Genomic DNA, 18,474 nt, shown 5'->3' with positions numbered 1-18,474 from the left:
GGCGAGCGGTGCTTGACCATGGACGTGTGTAGTACTGGCAGGGCCTGCTACGCCCTTGGTGGCCGGCTGGGCGAGGAAGCAGACTTGGGGCATGGGCGACAACGACTTGGGCGACTTCCTGCGGGCCCGCCGTGCCGGACTCACGCCGGACGAGATCGGCCTGCCGGTCGAGTTCGACGCCGGTCGCCGGGTCGCCGGTCTGCGGCGCGGGGAGGTCGCGCAACTGGCCGGGGTGAGCACCGAGTACTACACCCGTCTGGAGCAAGGCCGCGCCCGGCAGCCGTCCGAACAGGTGCTGCATGCCCTGTGCGACGCGCTGCGGTTCGACGACATCGAGCGGCGGCACCTGTTCGCCCTCGCGGGCGCCGCGGCCGGGCGCAAGGACCGGGCCGAGCACTCGTCACGGCTACGACCGGCGCTGCGGCAGGTGCTGGAGTCGATGGAGACGGCTTCCGCCTTCGTCACCGACCGGAACCTCACCGTCGTCGGCGGGAACAGGTTGTGGGCGTCGCTGTTCCCCGACGTGGCCGAGCTGCCGCGCCGGGAACGCAGCATGGCGCGCTGGACGCTGCTGGATCCGCGCGCCCGCCTGGTGTGGTGCGACTGGGAACGCGTCGCCCGTGACTACGTGCACGGGTTGCGGCTGGCCGCCGCCGCCCAGCCGCGGAACCAGCACATCGCCAACCTGATCGGTGAGCTGATGATGCGCTCCCCCGAGTTCCCGGCGTGGTGGTCGGAACACCGCGTCCAGGAACGCAGCACCGGTCTCAAACGCCTCCGCCACCCGGTCGCCGGTGACCTGGAACTGCAGTACGAGATCTTCACCTCGGTCGCCGACCCTGGCCAGTCGCTCGTCGTCTACTGCGCGCCGTCCGGCTCGCCGTCCGAGGAGCGCCTGCGGCTGCTGGCCAGCTGGGGCAGCGAACCCGTCACCGCTCGGGACGCCGCCGCCGGGTCCTGACCACCACTGAAACCACCCGGACACGATCCCGCCCAACCTGTGGGGTCGATGCCGCCGTGCGCACGCACGCCCGGCGTCCACGAAAGGACATCCGTAGTGAGCAAGACATTCCTCATCACCGGCGTCAGCACCGGCCTCGGACTGGCCGTCGCCCGGCGAGCCCTGGCGGCCGGGCACCGGGTCGCGGGCACCGTACGCACCGAGCGGCACGCGGCCGCCTTCCGGGCGCTGGACCCCGACCGCGCCCGCGCCTTCATCCTCGACCTGTCCGACGCGGACCGGATCGACCCCACGGTCCGGGCCGCCGAAGCGGAACTGGGCCCGATCGACGTGCTCGTGGCCAACGCCGGCTACGGGCTCGAAGGCACCTTCGAGGAGTCGTCGATGGCCGATCTGCGCCGGCAGTTCGAGGTCAACGTGTTCGGTACGGTGGCGACCATGAAGGCGGTCCTGCCCGGCATGCGGGAACGGCGCGGCGGCCACATCTTCGTCATCACCTCGATGGGCGGGCACACCACCTTCCCCGGACTGGCGTTCTACGAAGGCAGCAAACACGCGCTGGAAGGCATCACCGGCACCCTGGCACAAGAGGTCGCCCAGTTCGGCGTCCGGGTCACCGCCGTGGCGCCCGGCGCGTTCAAGACCGACTGGGCAGGCAGGTCACTGGTCCGCGCACCCCGCAGCATCGCCGACTACGACGCGCTGTTCGACCCGATCCGGACCCGCCGCCAGGCCCTCGCGGGGCAGGGCATCGGTGACCCGGATCGTGCGGGCGACGCCATCCTCACCCTCCTGGACGTGGAGGAGCCGCCCGTGCACCTTCTGCTCGGCTCGGACGCGCTGCGCCTGGTCACGGCCGGGCGCCGACGCGTCCAGGACGACTTCGACGCCTGGGCGGAGCTCAGCCGCTCCACCGACTCCCCCGAAGGCGGCGTGACGGTCGCCTGACCGCCGAGGGCGTCACCAGCAGGTCAGGTCGGGGTTGGGGGTGGGGCCGCAGGGTCCCTGGTTGCCGCCGCCGTCGGCGACCGTGCCCGGGGGCGCCCAGATCAGATGGCCGGCGTTGCCGGTGCCGACGTTGTTCCTCAAGGTGACCGGCGGGGTGAGAGCCGCGCGCGACGTCAGGTGGATGCCGCCCTGAACCGTCTGCCCCAGACGGTCGACGAGTCCACTGGGGTTGTGGCCGTTACCGACGAACACGTTGTCGGAGACGGGATCAGGACCGGCCCGGTTTGTCCCCCACGGGTTCTCCACGAAGATGCCGACGGTCTTGTTGCCGTTGAACACGTTCTTGCGGACGATGAGGTGCTTCAGCATGGAGCTGGAGTGCAGGCCGATGTCGTTGCCGGTGAACACGTTGTACTCGATGGTGTTCGCGTCCTGCGGCAGGAAGGTCTCGTTCGCGCCGAGGCCCGCGGTGGGCGAGTTCTTGAAGACGTTGGTCTTCACGAGGTTGCGGCGGCTGTCGTTCGACAGGCCCATAGGGAAGGCGTCGAAGACGTTGCCGGTGAAGACGCTCCGGTCTGTGGCGCTGACGGTGAGGCTTCCGCCGGTCAGGGCGCTGTCGCGGATCGTCGAGCCGGAGCTGCGCACCAGGACGGTCTGCCCGGTCACCGTGCACCGGTCGGCCGTGAGCAGCCCGTCGATCAGCCTGATGCCGGACAGCAGGCAGGCGTCCCGGCGGGTGCCGGTGAAGGTGACCGTGCCCCGCCAGACGTCCACGGGGGCGAGCAGCCGTACGTCGGTGGCGGTGAGGACGGTGCCGCCGAAGTCGACGTAGATCCCGTAGGCGAAGCCGGTGATCGTGCCGTTGCGGACCGTGGTGCCCCGCCGGCCGGCGACCAGCAGTCCGTTGCCGGTGCCCGAGCCGGTGATCGTGTGCCCGTTGAGGTCCAGGTCGACGTCGTTGGCCCCGATGGTCAGGGCGCCGCCCGGACAGGTCAGGTCGTCGGTGAGCGTGGTGTTCGTCGTCAGGACGTCCCCGCACGCCACCGCCGAGGTGCTCGCCCCGGCGGGGTTCGCCGACGTCAGGGCGGCCGATAAGAGGAGCAGGCACGCGACCGCTCCGCGCGCGATCGCCACCGTGGGTGCTCCGGGCATGATGATCTCCTGTCGGTCCGTGGAACAGGGGGTCGTGACCAGAAGCATGCGCGGGATGATCCCTGCGGAGGAGTCACTCGATCGCGACCGACGAGTGGGAAAACTGTGGCCGCCGCAGCTGTAACGCATCGCACCGTGCGCCGTTGATGATCAACGTCTGGTATTGTTACCTTTCCGGCCTGATGTTGATTGCGGCCGGAAAGTGCTTGTATGACCACTTTTCAAGCAAGCGTGCGGCCTGCGACCGCCGCGGACTTCCCCACTGTCGAACGACTCTGGCTCATGTTCCGTCACGACATGTCGGAGTTCCAGGGCGGGCTGCCCGCCGCCGACGCCACCTATCACAGCGACCGGCTGCGGGCCGCGTTCCAGGACGACGACTGGGCGTCCTACCTGTTCACCAGCGACGACCACCCGATCGGGTTCTCCTTCGTACGCGCACTGTCCGGCCCGGAGCGGGTGCTTAACAGCTTCTTCGTCGTACGCGGCGCACGCCGGTCCGGGATCGGGATGACGGTCGTGCGGGACGTGATCTCCCGGCATCCCGGCCCGTGGAAGATCGCCTTCCAGGACTCCAACACGGCGGCCGTGGCGTTCTGGAGGCGCGTGGCCACCACGATCGCCGGCGAGGCGTGGACGGAGGAACGCCACACGGTCCCGCACCGGCCGGACGTCCCGCCGGACGTGTGGATCTCCTTCACGACCGCCTGACAGGTGAAGCGGCCGGCGGCTGGAGCCCGTCCCGGGCGAGAGCCGCCGGCCGGCGCCTGCGTCGAGCGGCCGAATGGCCACTTCTTACCTTCGACGTCGTAGGAACTTCATGCAGGTCGGCGCTTCCGTACATCTTGGTGCTCCAGGTTCAAGTCGTTAACTTTTGAAGCACACGTCACAGCGCCGAGTGCGTCGTGACGAGATCGGGGCAACCACATGCCACAGGCCAACTTCACCGGTCGCCGAGAATCGGCAACCTGGCGCCACATCGCAGCAGTCTCGGTTGGCCTCGGTATGGGACTCTTCCCGCTGGCGCAAGCCGCCTCAGCCGTCCCGGGCGGGACGCCACTGGCCCCGGCGTTCAGCGTCGACGGCGGCCGTTACGAGCAGGCGGTGTCCGTCGAGCTCAAGGCCAAGCAGGGTGAGACGATCCGCTACACCACCGACGGCAGCATTCCCACGAAGAGCAGCCCGACGTACGCCGGCAAGCCGATCCGCATCACCGCGGACACGAACCTGACGGCACGCGCCTTCAAGGGCAACCAGGCCGGCGCCTTCAAGTCCGAGGGGTACCTCATCCGCGAGGGTGAGCAGCCGATCGCCCGCATGATGATCGTCTCTGACGTGCACATCGGCGACTACGAGGCCGATCGCCACCGTTGGTCGTCCTACTTCGACACCTTCGCCGGAGTCCTGGGCACCCCGGACGCCATCCTCTCCAACGGCGACATGATCAACGACAACTGGGACGGACGCGGCAAGGATCACCAGCTGACCGCCCGCATCTTCAAGGAGAACCTCGAACGCAAGGGCATGAACGCGACCCAGGTGCTCATGGCGTACGGAAACCATGACGCGACCCTGGCCGAAGTCCGTGCGGGCTACCCGAAGGAGTGGTTCCCGGACTCCGGTGCCGGTTACTACCGCACCGACGTCAAGGGGATCCCGATCGTCACGGTCAACACCGAGGACTACTCCCCCGCCCAGGCCGCCTGGCTGCGCGAACAGCTCGGCCAGATCTCCGCGAACCCCGCCTACCGGGACCTGCCGATCATCGTCGGGGGGCACCGGCCGGTTCCGGGAACCGTCATGGACGGCCAGCAGACCAGCAACCCGCGCCTGGCCGAGGATCTGTCGAAGTTCCCGCGCGCCATCTACTTCTCGGGCCATTCGCATCTGAACCTGAACGACCCGCGCTCGATCCACCAGAAGAACTTCACCGCGGTCAACGACTCCAGTTCGTCGTACATCGAAATCGACCACGGTTACCAGATGCTCGACGCGGAAGGGCGACTGGCCAATCGCTTCGAGACCCCCACCGCCCAGGGGCTGGCCGTCGAGATCTACCCGGGCCGTACGGTCATCAACCGCATCAATCTGAACGCCGACCTCCACGACATGTACACCGGCGGGAAATGGTCGGCGAACTGGAAGCCGCCGTTCCAGAGCGACGGGACGTTGGCCGGCAAGCCCTGGGAGATCAAGACGGCCGGTAGCGATGCCCAGGTCGTGGAGAACTTCACCTACACCGACGCCAACCGCAACCGCACGGCCCCGCGCTGGACGTCGTCGCACCCCCTGTCGGCGCAGACCGGCAAGGACGGCCAGTTGGCGCTGCGCGTCGAGCAGGCCGCGGACGACGAGTTGGTGTACCACTACAAGGTGCGCGTCACCCGGGCCGACAACGGCGACGAGGTGCTCAGCACCAAGGTCGCCAACCGCTTCGACGTGGTGCCCGCCGCCGGCTCCATGGACATTCCGCTCCCGGTCACGCGCGACGGCGTGAAGTATCGCGCGGAGGTCGTCGCGGTCGACGCACAGGGCAACCAGTCACCTGTCGCCGTGGACGTGCTGAACTAGTAACCGCCTTCGATATCCCGTTACCGATCAGGCACGTGATCGGTAATGGGACCCTCAGCTCTTGGGGACCCACCCGGGGTGGAGGCGCGCACCGCAGGGCGACGGCGAACACCAGGGGGCCGATCGTCTGAGGGACCGGCCTGGCGCAGCGGGCCCACCCCCTGAGAAGGAGGGCGGAGTGATGTCGCGTGCCTGGCGCGGCTGGTGTCTCCTGCGGCCCGGCCTCATGCTGTACGGCGGCGCGATCGGCGGCAACGACCTGCACGCGCACCACGCGGTCCAGCTCATCATCGCCGCCGAGCCGTTCACCTTGGCCGACGCCCACGGCGAACAGCTGACCACGCGCGTCGCCGTCGTCCCGCCCGACACCGGCCACACGGTGCTGACCGGGGCGCGCGACGCCCTGCTCGCCCACTTGGATCCGCGCAGTTCGCCGGGCAGGTCCCTGCTCGCGCGCGCCGGCGCCGGGCCGGGGGCTTCGTCCTGGTCGCCGTCCGCCACCCGGGCCGGACACGGCCTTCCGCAGATCGAGCCCGTGAGCTCGCAGCCGGCGAACCGCGCGGGAACACGGCCGCTCATGTTCACCGAGCCGCCGGTCGGTCACGCGCGCTCGGCCGAGGCGGCCGGCGCGCTGCGCGCCGTCGAGGCGTGGAGCGGCCCCGGCGGCCCCGGCGGCTCCGGCGGCGTCCCGCCGCACCCGGCGGTGGAGGCGGCGATCGCCGTCATCCCCGCGCTCCTGGCAGGAGGACCGGTAAGGCTGCGGGCGGTCGCGGACGCGGTCCACCTGTCGCCGAGCCGGCTCGCGCACCTGTTCAGCGCGCACGTGGGGCTCCCGCTACGGCCGTACGTGCGGTGGCTGCGCCTGCGGCGGGCCATCGACCGGGTGGCCGCCGGGGAGACGTTGACGGCGGCCGCGCACGCGGCCGGGTTCGCCGACGGCCCGCACTTCACCCGGGCCTTCCGGCGCACCTTCGGCAGCGTGCCCTCCGAGCTCGCCGCCGCGATCGACTGGCTGCCCTGACCCCCGGGCGAGCGCCTAGCGCAACTCGCGCTTGAGGATCTTGCCGGTCGCGGTCATCGGCAGGCTCTCACGGAACTCGATGGTCCGCGGGTACTTGTAGGCCGCCATGTTCTCCCGGCACCAGGCGACGAGCTCGTCCTCACTCGCCGTCGCACCGGCCGACGGGACGACGTACGCCTTGACCTCCTCCCCGTACGAGCCGTGCGGCACGCCGACCACCGCCACCAGCGAGACCGCCGGGTGCGTCATCAGCACCTCCTCCACCTCGCGCGGGTAGACGTTGAACCCACCCCGAATGATCAGGTCCTTGGTGCGGTCGACGACGGCGTAGTAGCCGTCCTGGTCGCGGGTGGCGATGTCGCCGGTGCGGAACCAGCCGTCCCGCAGGACCTCCGCGGTCTCCTCGGGTCGCCCGTGGTAGCCCTTCATGACGTTGTGACCGCGGATGGCGATCTCGCCGGGCCCCTCGCCCTGGACGGTGTTCCAGTCGCCGTCCACCAGCCGCATCTCCACCCCCCAGAGGGGGGAAGCCGATGGCGCCGGGCTTGGTGGGCCGGCTGAGCTGGTTGAAGCAGGCCGCGGGCGACGTCTCCGACAGGCCGTAACCCTCCAGGATCGGGATGCCGAACGTGGCCTCGAAATCCTTGAGCACCTCGACCGGGCAGGCGGCCGCCCCCGACACCGCCACCCGCAGCGTCGGGGGCACCTCGGCCCCCTCCGCGTGGATCTTCGACAACATCGCCCAGTACATGGTGGGCACCCCGGCGAACATGGTCACCTTCTCCCGGCGCATGAGCTCCAGGGCCTGGCCGGGCTCGAAGCGCGGCAGGAGCACCAGGGTGGCGCGGCGGCGCAGGCTCACGTTCATGACGGAGGTCTGGCCGAAGGAGTGGAAGAGCGGCAGTACGGCGAGCGAGACGTCACCCTCGGGATCGGCGGGGAACATCTGGTCGCTGACGACGGCGTTGATCAGCAGGTTCGCGTGGGTGAGCTCGGCGCCCTTGGGCCGGCCGGTGGTGCCGGAGGTGTAGAGGACGGCCGCGACGTCCTCCGGCCCGGTTCGAACCGTCTCGAACTCCCCGGGCATGCCGTCCAGCGCCGCCCAGAACGACTCGCCGTGCTCCGACTCGGTGGCCAGCGGCGTGGCGGGCAGGACGAAGAAGTGCTCACAGCCCTGCGTGCCGTCGAACCCCTCCCGCCCGCGCGCCCCCGTCGGCAGCTCACCGGTGCCCTCGAAGCAGAAGAGCGCCTTGGCGTCGCTGTCGGTCAGGTGGTAGGTGATCTCGCGCGGCTGCAGCAGCACGCTGAGCGGGACCACGGTCGCCCCGGCCTTGAGAATGCCGAAGTAGACGAACGGGAAGTAGGGAAGGTTCGGGCAGAGCAGCGCCACCTTGTCGCCCCTGCCGATCCCCCGCGTCACCAGCAGGTTGGCCACTTGGTTCGCGACGGAGTCCACCACGGCGTACGACAGGCGCAGGTCACCGAGGACCAGGGCGGTACGGTCCGGCGCGTTGCGGGCGCTGTCTTCCAGAACGATCGACAGATTGAGCATCGTGACCCTCTCCTGGGAACGGTCGTCCGTCCCCAGGATGCTCCGGTGGATCACGGCGGCACTTGTACGAACGTGCCGACTCCTCCCCCGCTGCGGGCGGCGGCCGGTCAGCCCATCGAGATGAGGATGGGCGCGACGTATCGCCCACGGTCGCCCGGGTGGCGGCGGGCGCCGTGGACCATCGTCGGCAGGGCCGCGGGTCCCTCCGTGGGCCCCAGCTCGGTGAGCCACGGGCGCAGGCCCGGGTAGGCGTCCAGCAGGTCGATCCGCACGTCGCGGTCGGAGCCGTGGGCGGCGGCCAGGATCAGCTCGCGGGCCGCTTCCTCCGAGGGGGAGACGACGGGGCCGATGACGCGGTGAGGGCCGGCGTTCCAGGCCACGGCGAAGCCGCCGTCGGTGACGACCGTGCGCTCGGCCGTGGCCAGCAGCGCGGTCAGCGCCTTGCTCCGGTCGGCGCCGGTGACCTCGGCGTCCAGGGCGAGGAGCGCGGCGTGGTCCTCCGGTGTCGCCACGCGAACCCCGGACGACGACGCCCCCTCCATCGGGCCCATGGTGATCGTCAGGCTGCCGGTGGGCCGGAAGCCCAGCCGCTCGTAGACGGGGCGCCCGAACCGGGTCGCGGTCAGCTCCACGACGCGGTCCCCGGCGACTTCCAGGGCGTGCTCCATCAGCCGCATGCCGAGCCCCTGCCTGCCGTACCTGGCGGCGACCAGCATCATGCCGACGTCGGCCAGCGCGTCGCCGTGGCGGGTCACCACCACGCACCCGGCCAGGCCGTCGCCATCGGCCGCGTCGATGGCGTACACCTCGCCCACCTCGAACATCAGCCGCCATTTGGCCTCGTCGGTGGACCACTCGCGATCACTTTCGAGCCGCCGGCACAGGGGCAGTTCCGCTGGAGCGAGAAGTCGAATGTCAGTCACGGGAGAGAACCTACTCCGTCGGCCACTGCGGCCCGGCCCCGGACGTCCCCGACGACGTCAGGCATTGATCTCGATCGCCGCGACCGCCTGGGCGAACGCCTCGACCAGGGGCGTCTGCCTGGCGGTGGGCCACACCAGCCCCGACTCGACCGGCGGTGCGTCGTGGAACGGCACGAAGACCAGGCCGGGCTCGCCGCGCTGGCTGTGGGAGCGGCGCTGCTGGTGACGTTCTGGTTCGTGGAACGGCGGGCCGCGGCGCGGGCGGTGTCCAGGCCGGGGTGACTGCGTTGCCACGGTGGCGTCAGGTGCTGCGCGGCAAGCCGTGTGATTACTTAGTGTTGCCATTCGCTACGCAACGCACACCTGGTGAAGGGATCCCATGCGCAGCATCCTGACCAAGACCCTCACGGCGCTCGTCGCCGTCGCGGCCCTCGGCGTCACCGCCCCCGCACCCGCCCAGGCGGCGGACGCGGCCTACTTCGTGATGACCGACATCACCCGCGAGGAGTTCATCGTCAAGCTCACCGACCCCGCGAAGATCCAACACGCTCGTGACCTGGTGAACGGCGAGACCATGGACCGGCCGCACGTCGTCGGACGCATCCTCAAGCGCCAGACCGACTTCAACCCGCGCTGGAGCTACCACCTGAACGCCGACACCATCGACTTCTTCGACCAGATCATCGAGGTCTGCGACGCGACGATCCCCTACGTCGAGGATCACCTGGACGAGGCCGGCGGGGCGTTCCTGCCCGGCCTCGTCTGGTGCGGCTGGACCACCAGGCTCGTGCGCGAAATCACGCCGTAGCCCCTGGCGCCGCCTGCCCTCGCGGCCCCTGGAGAACCACTCCGGGGGCCGCCCGCATGCGCCGGAGCCGACCCCGCGACATGCGTCGCCTACAAATACATCGCCGCATTCATCGCGTACGCGTTCAGTCGCCGTACCGCGAGTTCGGCCAGGAGCCGCGCGCCGTCGTTCAGCACCACGTCGTCGAACTCGGCGCGTGGCGAGTGGTTCTCCTCCGCCTCGTCGCGGCTCAGGCGCGCCGGGCGCGCGCCCAGGAACACGAAAGCCCCGGGCACCTGAGCCAGCACGCGGGAGAAGTCCTCGGAGGCGGGGTGCGGGTGGGGGATCGCTTTCCGGGTGGGGGACGTCAGCGGAGTCTTCACATCATGTGGCGCCGAGACGGGCGGCCCCTGAGTTCGCCGTATGTGAGCCTTCCAGGGGCTCCGCGTCCCGCCGCTTCCCGGGGTATTTTCCGCGCCCGTACGCCCTCCGACCCGAGTGGACAGTCACGAGGAGGAGGGGCCCCATGACACTGCAGAAGTCCGACATCGACTCCCTGGTCGAGTGGATCGCCGGCAAGAAGTTCGGCAAGACCACCAACTACACGCTCGCCATCGTCGACGACAACCTTTGGTTCACCAAGTCCAACGGCCTCGGCGGCGTCACCGGCGAGGGCCCGGACGCCATCGTCAGCGAGATCGAGTCCCGGCGCCTCAACACCGACCGGCTGGTGTGCATCGCCGGCCCGTTCTGCGACAACGTTAGCAACCACGCCGAGATGTGCATCCTGGCCGCGGTGGGCGAGAAGAAGTTGTCGTCCATCAAGTACCTGAAGTGCTGCGCGCCCGTCTGCGACTTCTGCAAGGTGGTCCTCGACCACTACGAGATCCCCTACAGCTTCCGGCCCGCGCAGCGCGAAGGCGAGACCGTGACCGACGCCGCCTCCCAGCAGGGCTGGCGCCACCCGTTCCTGCCCATCGGGTTCGGCACCCAGAGCGGCGACACCTCCAAGCAGCTGCAGGCGCTGGCCGAGCTCAACACGTCCGGGGTCGTCGAGGAGCGCAACGTACCCGCCGGCGGCACCTACCTGTACACCAAGCGCAAGGTGGGCAACTACAAGGAGGTGGACTTCGGCTAGGTCCGCCAGGGGGCGTCCGGGGTCGATCGACGCGGCCAGGTCGGTTGCAGGCCGGACGCAGCGGCACTAACCGCCGCCCAGCACCACGGTTGGACAGGCCATCCGGTCCGGCAGGACTGCAAACGGCCGGAGGAGCCGGACGTGCTGCCACCGGCCGGCGCGATGGCGGTGGTCCCGAGCGACGATCAACAAATGGGCGGGCGGGATCTCCGACACGCCGGCACTCGGGCTGCTGAACGAAGCGATCGGCCTGGGGCTGCCGCTGGTCGCGGTGCCGTGGCCGAACGTGGCGCCGGCCGCCCACCCCGCCTTCACCCTCAGCGTGGAACGGCTGACCTCCTGGGGCATCTCGCCGGTACTGGATCCGGCACGGCTGCCGCAGCCGTCCTCCGGCGCGCCGGAGGACGGCCACATTTCCGTGAACGGAACTGGAGGCGGAGCCGGCCCGCACCAGGTGTGCCTGGAACGTATCGCCACAGCCTGATCGGCGCACGGACCTGGCGGCGGAACGGCCGATCAACCGCCGCCCCGGCGATGGCAACCCAGCCGATGATCGCCTCGGAGACGGCAGGGTGGTCTCGGCACCATCGCGGTATTGCCGGCTCGCGGGCATGACGGCGACGGCGTCGCGTCCGACCTGGCGGCGGGTCTTGATGCGCCGTTCGGCCATCAGGGAGGGCCCAAAAGCCGGCCTCTCCTCTTAGTGGCCCGTTTCCAAGCCCGCAGATTTCACTACTGGACAAATCTCGCTCGATATGGCTACGCACCGATGAGCAGAGAGACATCTATCTCATTGTGCGGAGCGCCATTCTATGGCTTCACCGCCGACACCCAATCTGACCTGGGAAGAGATATCCCAGAGGCAGTTTTCTCGGCTTTTTGAGCGCTTGCGGCGTGCCATTAGGGTGCACATTCATGGAATCGACTTTTTGATCGCGGGGCGTCCAGGTCGGCGAAGCGGGCACGAACCGGTGGCCGAACTTGGAGAAGATTCCGTACCCCCTTGACCGCGTTCACAGCGTGAGAATCAACTGCTCTGAGGAAGGATTTGCGTGAAAGCGTTGCTGACCCTGACCTGCGCAGGTCAGTTCATGGTGCTGCTCGACAACACGATCGTCGGCGCCGCCCTGCCCGACATGCAGCAGCGGCTCCACACCGGGCTGACCGGCCTGCAGTGGATCGTCGACGCCTACGTGCTGCTGGTGGCCATGCTGCTGCTGTCGGGCGGCGTCTTCGCCGACCGGTTCGGCCGCAGGCGGGTGTTCCTGGCCGGGGTGGTGGTGTTCACGGCCGCGTCGGTGGTGTGTTCCCTGGCGCCCTCGATCGGCTGGCTGATCGCCGGGCGGGTGATGCAGGGCGTCGGGGCCGCGGCGCTGAGCCCCGCCTCGCTGGCGCTGCTCGCCGCCGCGTATCCCGCCCCGGGGGAGCGCGTCAGAGCGATCGGGTTGTGGGCCGGGTTCAGCGGCATCGGCCTGGCCGCCGGACCGCTGGCGGGCGGGATCCTGGTGGAGTCCTTCGGCTGGCCCGCCATCTTCCTGGTCAACGTGCCCATCGGGGCGGTCCTGCTGCTCGCCGGGCTGCGCGTGCTGGGGGAATCCCGCAACGCGAGCGCGCCGCCGATCGACGTCCCCGGCACGGTTCTGTCCGTCGCGGGCGTGGGCGTTGTGACCTACGGCCTGATCGAGGGCGGTTCCCGAGGCTGGACCTCGCCGGTGATCCTGGGCAGCTTCGCCGCCGGGCTGGTGCTCCTGGTCGCGTTCGTCGTGGTCGAGGGTCGTGTGTCGACGCCGATGCTGCCGCTGCGGCTGTTCCGTCAGCGGCTGTTCACGGTGTCCAACACGGCGATGGTCGTGGTCGGGTTCGCGCTGATGGGGTCGTCGTTCTTCTTCTCCCAGTTCTTCGTCTACGTCCAGGGCACTTCGATCCTGGTCGCCGGGCTGCGGACCCTGCCCGTCTCGCTGGCCATGGTGATCGTCAGCCCGTACGCGGGCCGGTTCGCGGCCAGGTACGGCTTCCGCGTCGTCGCCGGCCTCGGCTTGGCGCTGGCCGGGCTGGGGCTGCTGGCGCTGGGCTTCGTCCACGCCGATACCGGCTACGGGAACGTGTGGTGGCGGCTGGCGGTCGTCGGCATCGGGTTCGCTCTCACCATGTCGCCGCTGACCGGGGCCGCCATCCAGGCGGTCAGCCCGCAGGAGGGCGGCCTGGCCTCGGGCGTCAGCAGCACCACCCGGCAGATCGGCGCGGTGCTCGGCGTGGCGGTGCTCGGGGCGATCGTTCACACGCGGGAGTCCGGCGGCGCCTCCTTCGAATCCGGCCTCAACAGCGCCTTCCTCGTGGCGGGTGCCGTGACGCTGGCCTGCGCCGTGTTCACCGTCCTGTGGCTGAGCGCGGGCCGGACGCCGCGGGCCGTTCCGGACGGCGTCCCCAGGCCGAGGGCAGCGGCGCGAGGGTGAGCTCGTTCAGGTGCTGGTCGCTGACGGCCGCGCCGACCGGCCGCGGGCCTCGGCGATGTTCGGGAGACGGGAACGGCTCCGGAGAAAGCGGAAGGCCCTCGCATGGTCGCGGGGCCCGTCGCTCGTGGCGTCACCTGGCCGAGACGGCCTTCCCGGTGCGCGGGATCGCCTACTGCTGGTCCTGCGTGCGCTTCGCGGGGAGCGCCCACGCCAGGCGTCCGTGCAACGTGGTGCATGCCTCGGAGGGGTGGGCGGTTCTCGCGGTGATGTGCGCGAGCCTGTTCCTGGTCGGCATCGATCTGACCGTGCTGAACGTCGCCCTGCCGAGCCTGACCGAAGAGCTGATGCCCGGCGCGACCGAGGTGTTGTGGATCGTCGACGTCTACTCGCTCACGGTGGCGGCGCTCCTGGTGACCTGCGGAACGCTGGGCGACCGGCTCGGCAGGAAACGGATGGTGCCGGCCGGGTTCGCCGTGTTCGGCGTCGCCTCCGCCGCCGCGGCGGCCTCCCACGACCGCGCAGCTCACCGGCGCGCGGGTGCTGCTGGGCGTCGGCGCTGCGATGATCATGGCGTCCACGGTGGCGATCATCAGGACGACCTTCTCCGACGACCGCGAGCGGGCGATCGCGCTCGGGGTGTGGACCGCGGTGCACAGCGCGGGCGCCACCGTCGGGCCGGTTCTCGGCGGCGCGCTGGTGGAGCGCTGGTGGTGGGGCGCGGTCTTCCTGGTCAACGTGCCCCTCGTGGCCTTCGCGCTGATCACCGGGCCGTGGCGGCGTCGCTCCGGTGCCGCGGCGTTGCTCTGGCTGACCGCCCATGTCGCGGTGGTCTTGTTGCGTGACCCGGGTGAACCCTCCGGGGTGGTGGCGGCGAGCAGCGGCTCGACCATGGCGAAATGAGCGAGCTGCGATCACCGAACGTGGCCATGTCCGCACACGGCACCTCCGATCCTCTCTACGTGCCGCCCGTGAGCTGCCGGAGCGCCACCGCCAGGACGAACGCGGCCGATGACCGGGTGTCGCCCCGCTGGTGGCTCAGGTGGCCGGCCCGTCGTGGTCGGTGGGGGCGCGGTGGAGTGGCACCGAATCGGTGGCGAATCGCGCGGCACGAGGCTCGCGTTCGTCTCCGAACCGGCGGGTGAGGATGTCGTAGAGTTCCGGGCGTCGTCCCTGGAGCCATCGCCGGCCCGTCGACAGCGGCAGCAGGGAGAGGTCGAGGTCGGCGATCACCATGTCGTCCCCCGCCTTCCAGGTCTCGCCGAGGATGCGGCCGTAGGGGTCGATGACCATCGCATTGCCTGTGCGGATCTCGTCGTCGTCCTGACCGATGCCGTTGCTGAACAGGATGAACAGGCCGTTGTCATGGGCGCGGGCGGGCAGCCAGCGCATCAGCCACCCGCGTCCGCTGGGGCCGCGCAGCTCGGCCTCGATCGCCTCCGGGGCGCGGCGGCGATCGTGCCAGAGCTGCGCGGGGATCGGCCGCATCCCGTGGGGGCTGCGTGAGTCGGTGCCGCCGGTCTGGTGGGGGGCCAGCAGGATCGACGCGCCCAGCAGCGCACTTGCCCGGACGTTCTCGACCAGGTTGTTGTCCCAGCAGATGAGCACGCCCACGCGTACGCCCCAAGGGGTGTCGAAGACGGTGTAGGAATCGCCACTGCTGATCGCCTCGTGTTCGAAGGCGTGCAGTTTGCGGTGGCAGTGGACGTTCCCGTCCGGCATGCACACGGCGTAGCTGTTGAACAGGCGACCCTGCTCGTCGATCTCCAGGAAGCCGGCCCCGATGGCCATGCCGTGATCGGCCGCCAGCTGCCGGACGACCGAGATCGACGGCCCGGCCAGCGGCTCGGCCAGCTCGCGGAGCCGGTCGGCGGGGTGTCGGCGCAGGTGCCAGTACCCCAGCAGGCACATCTCCGGGAAGGCGAGGATCCGCACTTCCGCGGCGGTCGCCTCGCGCACGTAATGCTCGATCCTGGCCAGGTTGTAGCTCTTGTCGTCGGGCCGGGGCTCGAACTGAACGGTCGCGCCGCGCACCGCCACGTCACCTTGTTCCACTGCTGACTCCTCCACGTCGCCGTTTCGACAGCAGGTGACCATACGCGTCTTTCATGCGTCCAATGAATTCCATTTGGCTTTCTATAGACTCCTGGAATGGAATTGATGCTGCTCCGCGCCTTCCTGACGGTGGCCGAGCTGGGCAGGTACGGTTCGGCCGCGCAGAAGCTGCTGGTGACGCAGCCGACGCTGACCAAGCAGATCCAGTCCCTGGAGGCACGGGTGGGAGGCCGGCTGTTCCACCGCGGGCGGCACGGTGCCACGCTCACCGACCTGGGGGCGATCCTGCTGCCCGAGGCGCAGGATCTGGTGCGGCGCGCCGATGCCCTGGCTCTGCGCATCACCAGGGCGGCCGCCGGGGAGATCGGGCGCCTGTCGGTCGGCTTCGGGCTGTCGAGCATCGATCTGGCCCCGCGCGCCGTGGCCGCCTTCCGTCGGCGCCATCCCGACGCGCACGTCACCCTGGACGACATGTCCTCCCAGGAGCAGTTCGACCGGCTCGCGACCGGGGAACTCGATGTGGGCTTCGTCCGGCTTCCCGAGGGGGACGCCTGGGCCCACATGGTGCTGGACACCGATCGCCTCGCCCTCGCCTCGACCGGCGAGCACACTTCGCCGCCACAGGACGCGTCAGACCTGCCGCGCTGGGTCGCTCGTCACCGGTTCGTGCAACTGAGGAAGGACAGAGGGCCGGGCCTGGTCGGGCAGATCGAACGGCTGTGCGGGGCCCTCACGGTTCGTCCCGACGTCATCCAGGAGGCGGACGACCTGCAGACCGTGCTGGCGCTCGTGGCAGCCGGAGTGGGCGCGGCGTTCGTCCCGGCCCGCGCCGGCCGCATCGCGCCCCCGCCGGTCACCGTCACCCCGGTCCTTCATCCGGTGGCGGAGTGGCAGATCGCCGTGGTGTGGAACCGTGATCGCGTTCAGCCCATGACGGCCAACTTCCTCGCTGTTCTTCGAGACACTCCCGCGTTGTCCGGCCGGACGACATACGGTGCGACGTCACCATCGGACGACTTCGGCTGAGGCGGCGTCCCGTATCCGCCGCCTCGCCTCACGAGTGGGCACAGGGGCCATCACCTCCTGGTTCGGGGCCAGATCGGGAGCGATGGCAGGCGATCGTCGAGGGCTTCCGCTGGGGTTCTCCGGCCGGAGCCCGTACGGATCTCCAGGCCGGCCTCACTGCTCTTCTCTTCGATGTCTCTCCATCGTCAGACCCACATCCAAGAAGAAGGCCGCGAGGAGCAACACACCGCCGACGGCCAGCAGAATCGTTGTCGGGATCTGAACGAGATTGCGAACGTCCTCGCACGCGTTCACATGGTCCTGACCGGCGGAATCGGACGGCGAGATGAAGGCCGAACCACACTCCGAGCCACCTTCGGTAAGGGGCATCACCCCAGCAAGCACCCCGGCACCAACAAAGAGGAAGGCAATGAACGCGATCGCCTTTATGGACATGCGTGATCCTTCGGCATGATCGATTCGGAGAAGGATCCTTCCATATCGCCCGCAGATGCGAAAGTGCTGGCCCAGCGCCTGATGACCCACCGCCCCCGGGGTGATCCATCCAGATGGTCGTGTGAGCCCTAGCGGGCGATCACCCGCACCTCGGGAAACCGCGAGGAACGCTTGTCGAGCAGGTCGCCCTTGCGCCGTAGATGCAGGTCGAAGAAGGCCGTGGTGTAGGCGCGGGTGACGGCCACGGAACGCGCCGCCGACAGTGTCCCGTTCACCGCCTGCAACTGCTCCTTCGACAGGCCGATCACCGGCGCCGCCTGCTCGTACACCAGCGGCAGGTCGGTGTAGGAATTGTGCTTGGCGCCCTTGGTCTTCACGTGCAGCCGCCAGCCCCTCAGCCGGGACCAGAAGCCCTTCTGCCCGCGGATGGGCTTGTCGAAGATCTCGGCCTCCATCAGCATGTACGGCCTGGTCAATCCCTTGGCGGCCACCTTGCCGAGTGCGGGTCCGTCCAGGTTCAGCACCGCTTTGACCCGCCGATCCTCCAGCATCGTCGCGGCGGCCGTCGCTCCTCCCGCGGAATGGCCGAACATGCCGACCCTGCTCAGGTCGAACGCGCCACGCAGCCCCTTCGGCAGCTTCCGGCCTTCGGCATCGGGGTTCTGCCCCTTGTTCAGTTCCTTGAGCTGGTTCAGCACGAAGCGTGTGTCAGCCACCCGCACCTTGACCTCTTCGGCCTTCTCGTCCAGCCGGCTCACCGGGACCGGCTTCAGGACCCGGCCGGTGACCGTGCCGTCGGGGAACTCCACCTCTCCCGCATCGCCTGGATGATCGATCGTGACCACCATGTAGCCCCGGCTGGCCAGTTCTTCGACAGTGGCGGTGTTCATGGAACGGTCGGCGCCGTTGCCGGGTGAGAACAGCACGACGGGCAGCTCTCGACCCGCCACCGGGGCCCCTTCTCGGCCATGGGTCAAGGGCAGGCTGACAGCCGCGGGCGAGAGGCCGTTGGTGCGGTAGAAGGCCTCGGCGGCGCGAGGCGGCAGCCAGGGCGCGGCGGGGTGGCCGTCCGGGCTACGGGTGGGATACCACAGGCTGACCATCAGCTCACGCCGGTCGTGCGTCTTGATCCATGGGTCGGCCCTGGAGCTGTCACGCAGGTGCAGCGCGACGGTGCCGATCTCGCGCGGACCTGTCGGCTTGGGCAGGGCCACAGTGACGGGCTTCGACGCGGCCTGTGCGGCGGGCCCGGTGACCAGAAGTCCGACCGCCACCGCGGCGGCCACGCCCCGTCTGAGCAATGCGTAGTTCATGACGGCCACGCTAGGGTGGCTCGCTGTCCGGAAACTCCTCACCGGAGATGAGTTCGGCCTTCCTGCGAACGGCGGAAGCACCCGTCCGCTCGGAGGGGAGATCAGGGCCCGTTTGAGGTTGAAACGGGCGGCACTCCCTGCT

At 69.7% G+C, this 18,474-nt stretch carries 18 protein-coding genes and 2 pseudogenes; 12 read left to right on the top strand and 8 right to left on the bottom strand.

What is annotated here, in order from left to right; genetic code table 11:
- Positions 1–91: 91 nt before the first annotated feature.
- Together ACIA8R_RS42470 and ACIA8R_RS42465 are read left to right on the top strand one after the other, a co-directional pair.
- The gene (locus tag ACIA8R_RS42470; protein ID WP_397043249.1) at positions 92–961 is read left to right on the top strand and encodes a helix-turn-helix transcriptional regulator; all 870 of its coding nucleotides are present in this window, start codon (positions 92–94) and stop codon (positions 959–961) included.
- 96 nt (positions 962–1,057) lie between these two features.
- Entirely contained in the window at positions 1,058–1,909 is an 852-nt protein-coding gene (locus tag ACIA8R_RS42465; protein ID WP_397043247.1) for an oxidoreductase, read from the top strand.
- 12 nt (positions 1,910–1,921) lie between these two features.
- Here ACIA8R_RS42465 and ACIA8R_RS42460 read toward each other — a convergent pair whose 3' ends face one another.
- Positions 1,922–3,061: a right-handed parallel beta-helix repeat-containing protein gene (locus ACIA8R_RS42460; protein ID WP_397043245.1), complete on the bottom strand. Its 1,140-nt coding sequence runs from the start codon at positions 3,059–3,061 to the stop codon at positions 1,922–1,924.
- 282 nt (positions 3,062–3,343) lie between these two features.
- Between ACIA8R_RS42460 and ACIA8R_RS42455 the strand changes: the two genes are divergently transcribed.
- From ACIA8R_RS42455 to ACIA8R_RS42445, 3 genes are all read left to right on the top strand, one after another.
- On the top strand, positions 3,344–3,772 hold the full coding sequence (locus ACIA8R_RS42455; RefSeq protein WP_397043243.1) for a GNAT family N-acetyltransferase: 429 nt from the start codon (positions 3,344–3,346) through the stop codon (positions 3,770–3,772).
- A gap of 294 nt (positions 3,773–4,066) precedes the next feature.
- Complete coding sequence (locus ACIA8R_RS42450; protein ID WP_397043242.1) at positions 4,067–5,632, top strand: chitobiase/beta-hexosaminidase C-terminal domain-containing protein; 1,566 nt, start codon at positions 4,067–4,069, stop codon at positions 5,630–5,632.
- A gap of 181 nt (positions 5,633–5,813) precedes the next feature.
- The gene (locus ACIA8R_RS42445; protein ID WP_397043240.1) at positions 5,814–6,653 is read left to right on the top strand and encodes a helix-turn-helix domain-containing protein; all 840 of its coding nucleotides are present in this window, start codon (positions 5,814–5,816) and stop codon (positions 6,651–6,653) included.
- 15 nt (positions 6,654–6,668) lie between these two features.
- Here ACIA8R_RS42445 and ACIA8R_RS42440 read toward each other — a convergent pair.
- Positions 6,669–8,205: pseudogene (locus tag ACIA8R_RS42440) on the bottom strand (long-chain fatty acid--CoA ligase).
- Between the two features lie 107 nt (positions 8,206–8,312).
- Positions 8,313–9,128, bottom strand: coding sequence for a GNAT family N-acetyltransferase (locus ACIA8R_RS42435; protein WP_397043238.1), 816 nt, complete (start codon positions 9,126–9,128; stop codon positions 8,313–8,315).
- 379 nt (positions 9,129–9,507) lie between these two features.
- On the opposite strand from ACIA8R_RS42435, the gene ACIA8R_RS42430 reads away from it, so the two are divergent.
- Positions 9,508–9,936 carry a calmodulin-binding protein gene (locus ACIA8R_RS42430; protein ID WP_357701604.1) on the top strand — a complete coding sequence of 143 codons (429 nt, stop codon included), beginning with the start codon at positions 9,508–9,510 and terminating at the stop codon, positions 9,934–9,936.
- An 89-nt stretch (positions 9,937–10,025) separates the two neighbouring features.
- Here ACIA8R_RS42430 and ACIA8R_RS42425 read toward each other — a convergent pair whose 3' ends face one another.
- Positions 10,026–10,223 (bottom strand): hypothetical protein, encoded by a 198-nt coding sequence (locus tag ACIA8R_RS42425; RefSeq protein ID WP_397043236.1) that lies wholly within the window; start codon positions 10,221–10,223, stop codon positions 10,026–10,028.
- A gap of 218 nt (positions 10,224–10,441) precedes the next feature.
- On the opposite strand from ACIA8R_RS42425, the gene ACIA8R_RS42420 reads away from it, so the two are divergent.
- The 3 genes from ACIA8R_RS42420 to ACIA8R_RS42410 all read left to right on the top strand — a co-directional run bounded on the left by ACIA8R_RS42420 (position 10,442) and on the right by ACIA8R_RS42410 (position 13,506).
- A complete protein-coding gene (locus tag ACIA8R_RS42420; RefSeq protein WP_397043234.1) occupies positions 10,442–11,053 on the top strand; it encodes a hypothetical protein in 612 nt (203 codons plus the stop codon).
- A 271-nt stretch (positions 11,054–11,324) separates the two neighbouring features.
- Positions 11,325–11,537, top strand: coding sequence for a hypothetical protein (locus tag ACIA8R_RS42415; protein ID WP_397043232.1), 213 nt, complete (start codon positions 11,325–11,327; stop codon positions 11,535–11,537).
- A 568-nt stretch (positions 11,538–12,105) separates the two neighbouring features.
- A complete protein-coding gene (locus ACIA8R_RS42410) occupies positions 12,106–13,506 on the top strand; it encodes an MFS transporter (RefSeq protein WP_397043231.1) in 1,401 nt (466 codons plus the stop codon).
- A gap of 169 nt (positions 13,507–13,675) precedes the next feature.
- On the opposite strand, the gene ACIA8R_RS42405 is transcribed toward ACIA8R_RS42410, so the two are convergent.
- Positions 13,676–13,801, bottom strand: a complete 126-nt coding sequence (locus ACIA8R_RS42405; RefSeq protein WP_397043229.1) for a hypothetical protein — start codon at positions 13,799–13,801, stop codon at positions 13,676–13,678.
- On the opposite strand from ACIA8R_RS42405, the pseudogene ACIA8R_RS42400 reads away from it, so the two are divergent.
- A pseudogene (locus ACIA8R_RS42400) lies at positions 13,773–13,949 on the top strand (MFS transporter); the annotation flags it as partial. The gene ACIA8R_RS42405 and the pseudogene ACIA8R_RS42400 overlap by 29 nt on opposite strands.
- Positions 13,950–14,043: 94 nt before the next feature.
- Positions 14,044–14,406: an MFS transporter gene (locus tag ACIA8R_RS42395; protein WP_397043228.1), complete on the top strand. Its 363-nt coding sequence runs from the start codon at positions 14,044–14,046 to the stop codon at positions 14,404–14,406.
- A 135-nt stretch (positions 14,407–14,541) separates the two neighbouring features.
- Here ACIA8R_RS42395 and ACIA8R_RS42390 read toward each other — a convergent pair whose 3' ends face one another.
- Positions 14,542–15,558, bottom strand: coding sequence for a nitrilase family protein (locus tag ACIA8R_RS42390; protein ID WP_364094787.1), 1,017 nt, complete (start codon positions 15,556–15,558; stop codon positions 14,542–14,544).
- A gap of 96 nt (positions 15,559–15,654) precedes the next feature.
- On the opposite strand from ACIA8R_RS42390, the gene ACIA8R_RS42385 reads away from it, so the two are divergent.
- Entirely contained in the window at positions 15,655–16,584 is a 930-nt protein-coding gene (locus tag ACIA8R_RS42385; RefSeq protein ID WP_397043226.1) for a LysR substrate-binding domain-containing protein, read from the top strand.
- A gap of 153 nt (positions 16,585–16,737) precedes the next feature.
- Here ACIA8R_RS42385 and ACIA8R_RS42380 read toward each other — a convergent pair whose 3' ends face one another.
- Together ACIA8R_RS42380 and ACIA8R_RS42375 are read right to left on the bottom strand one after the other, a co-directional pair.
- Positions 16,738–17,019 (bottom strand): hypothetical protein, encoded by a 282-nt coding sequence (locus ACIA8R_RS42380; protein ID WP_397043224.1) that lies wholly within the window; start codon positions 17,017–17,019, stop codon positions 16,738–16,740.
- A 128-nt stretch (positions 17,020–17,147) separates the two neighbouring features.
- Positions 17,148–18,332, bottom strand: a complete 1,185-nt coding sequence (locus ACIA8R_RS42375; protein ID WP_397043222.1) for an alpha/beta hydrolase family protein — start codon at positions 18,330–18,332, stop codon at positions 17,148–17,150.
- Positions 18,333–18,474 lie beyond the last annotated feature (142 nt).

Origin of the sequence: Nonomuraea sp. NPDC051191 (assembly GCF_044455665.1) — a bacterium.
In the GTDB taxonomy this organism is placed as follows: Bacteria; Actinomycetota; Actinomycetes; order Streptosporangiales; family Streptosporangiaceae; genus Nonomuraea.
The sequence above is the reverse complement of the archived record's forward strand: the minus strand, read 5'-3'. Positions and strand labels throughout refer to the sequence as shown.

What these genes read in the sequence shown, in the direction of transcription:
- ACIA8R_RS42470 (WP_397043249.1), top strand. Translation starts at nt 92, where the DNA reads ATGGGCGACAACGACTTGGGCGACTTCCTGCGGGCCCGCCGTGCCGGA.
- ACIA8R_RS42450 (WP_397043242.1), top strand. Translation starts at nt 4,067, where the DNA reads ATGGGACTCTTCCCGCTGGCGCAAGCCGCCTCAGCCGTCCCGGGCGGG.
- ACIA8R_RS42420 (WP_397043234.1), top strand. Translation starts at nt 10,442, where the DNA reads ATGACACTGCAGAAGTCCGACATCGACTCCCTGGTCGAGTGGATCGCC.
- ACIA8R_RS42380 (WP_397043224.1), bottom strand. Translation starts at nt 17,019, where the DNA reads ATGTCCATAAAGGCGATCGCGTTCATTGCCTTCCTCTTTGTTGGTGCC.
- ACIA8R_RS42445 (WP_397043240.1), top strand. Translation starts at nt 5,814, where the DNA reads ATGTCGCGTGCCTGGCGCGGCTGGTGTCTCCTGCGGCCCGGCCTCATG.
- ACIA8R_RS42460 (WP_397043245.1), bottom strand. Translation starts at nt 3,061, where the DNA reads ATGCCCGGAGCACCCACGGTGGCGATCGCGCGCGGAGCGGTCGCGTGC.
- ACIA8R_RS42385 (WP_397043226.1), top strand. Translation starts at nt 15,655, where the DNA reads ATGGAATTGATGCTGCTCCGCGCCTTCCTGACGGTGGCCGAGCTGGGC.
- ACIA8R_RS42430 (WP_357701604.1), top strand. Translation starts at nt 9,508, where the DNA reads ATGCGCAGCATCCTGACCAAGACCCTCACGGCGCTCGTCGCCGTCGCG.
- ACIA8R_RS42375 (WP_397043222.1), bottom strand. Translation starts at nt 18,332, where the DNA reads ATGAACTACGCATTGCTCAGACGGGGCGTGGCCGCCGCGGTGGCGGTC.
- ACIA8R_RS42455 (WP_397043243.1), top strand. Translation starts at nt 3,344, where the DNA reads ATGTTCCGTCACGACATGTCGGAGTTCCAGGGCGGGCTGCCCGCCGCC.
- ACIA8R_RS42405 (WP_397043229.1), bottom strand. Translation starts at nt 13,801, where the DNA reads ATGCCGACCAGGAACAGGCTCGCGCACATCACCGCGAGAACCGCCCAC.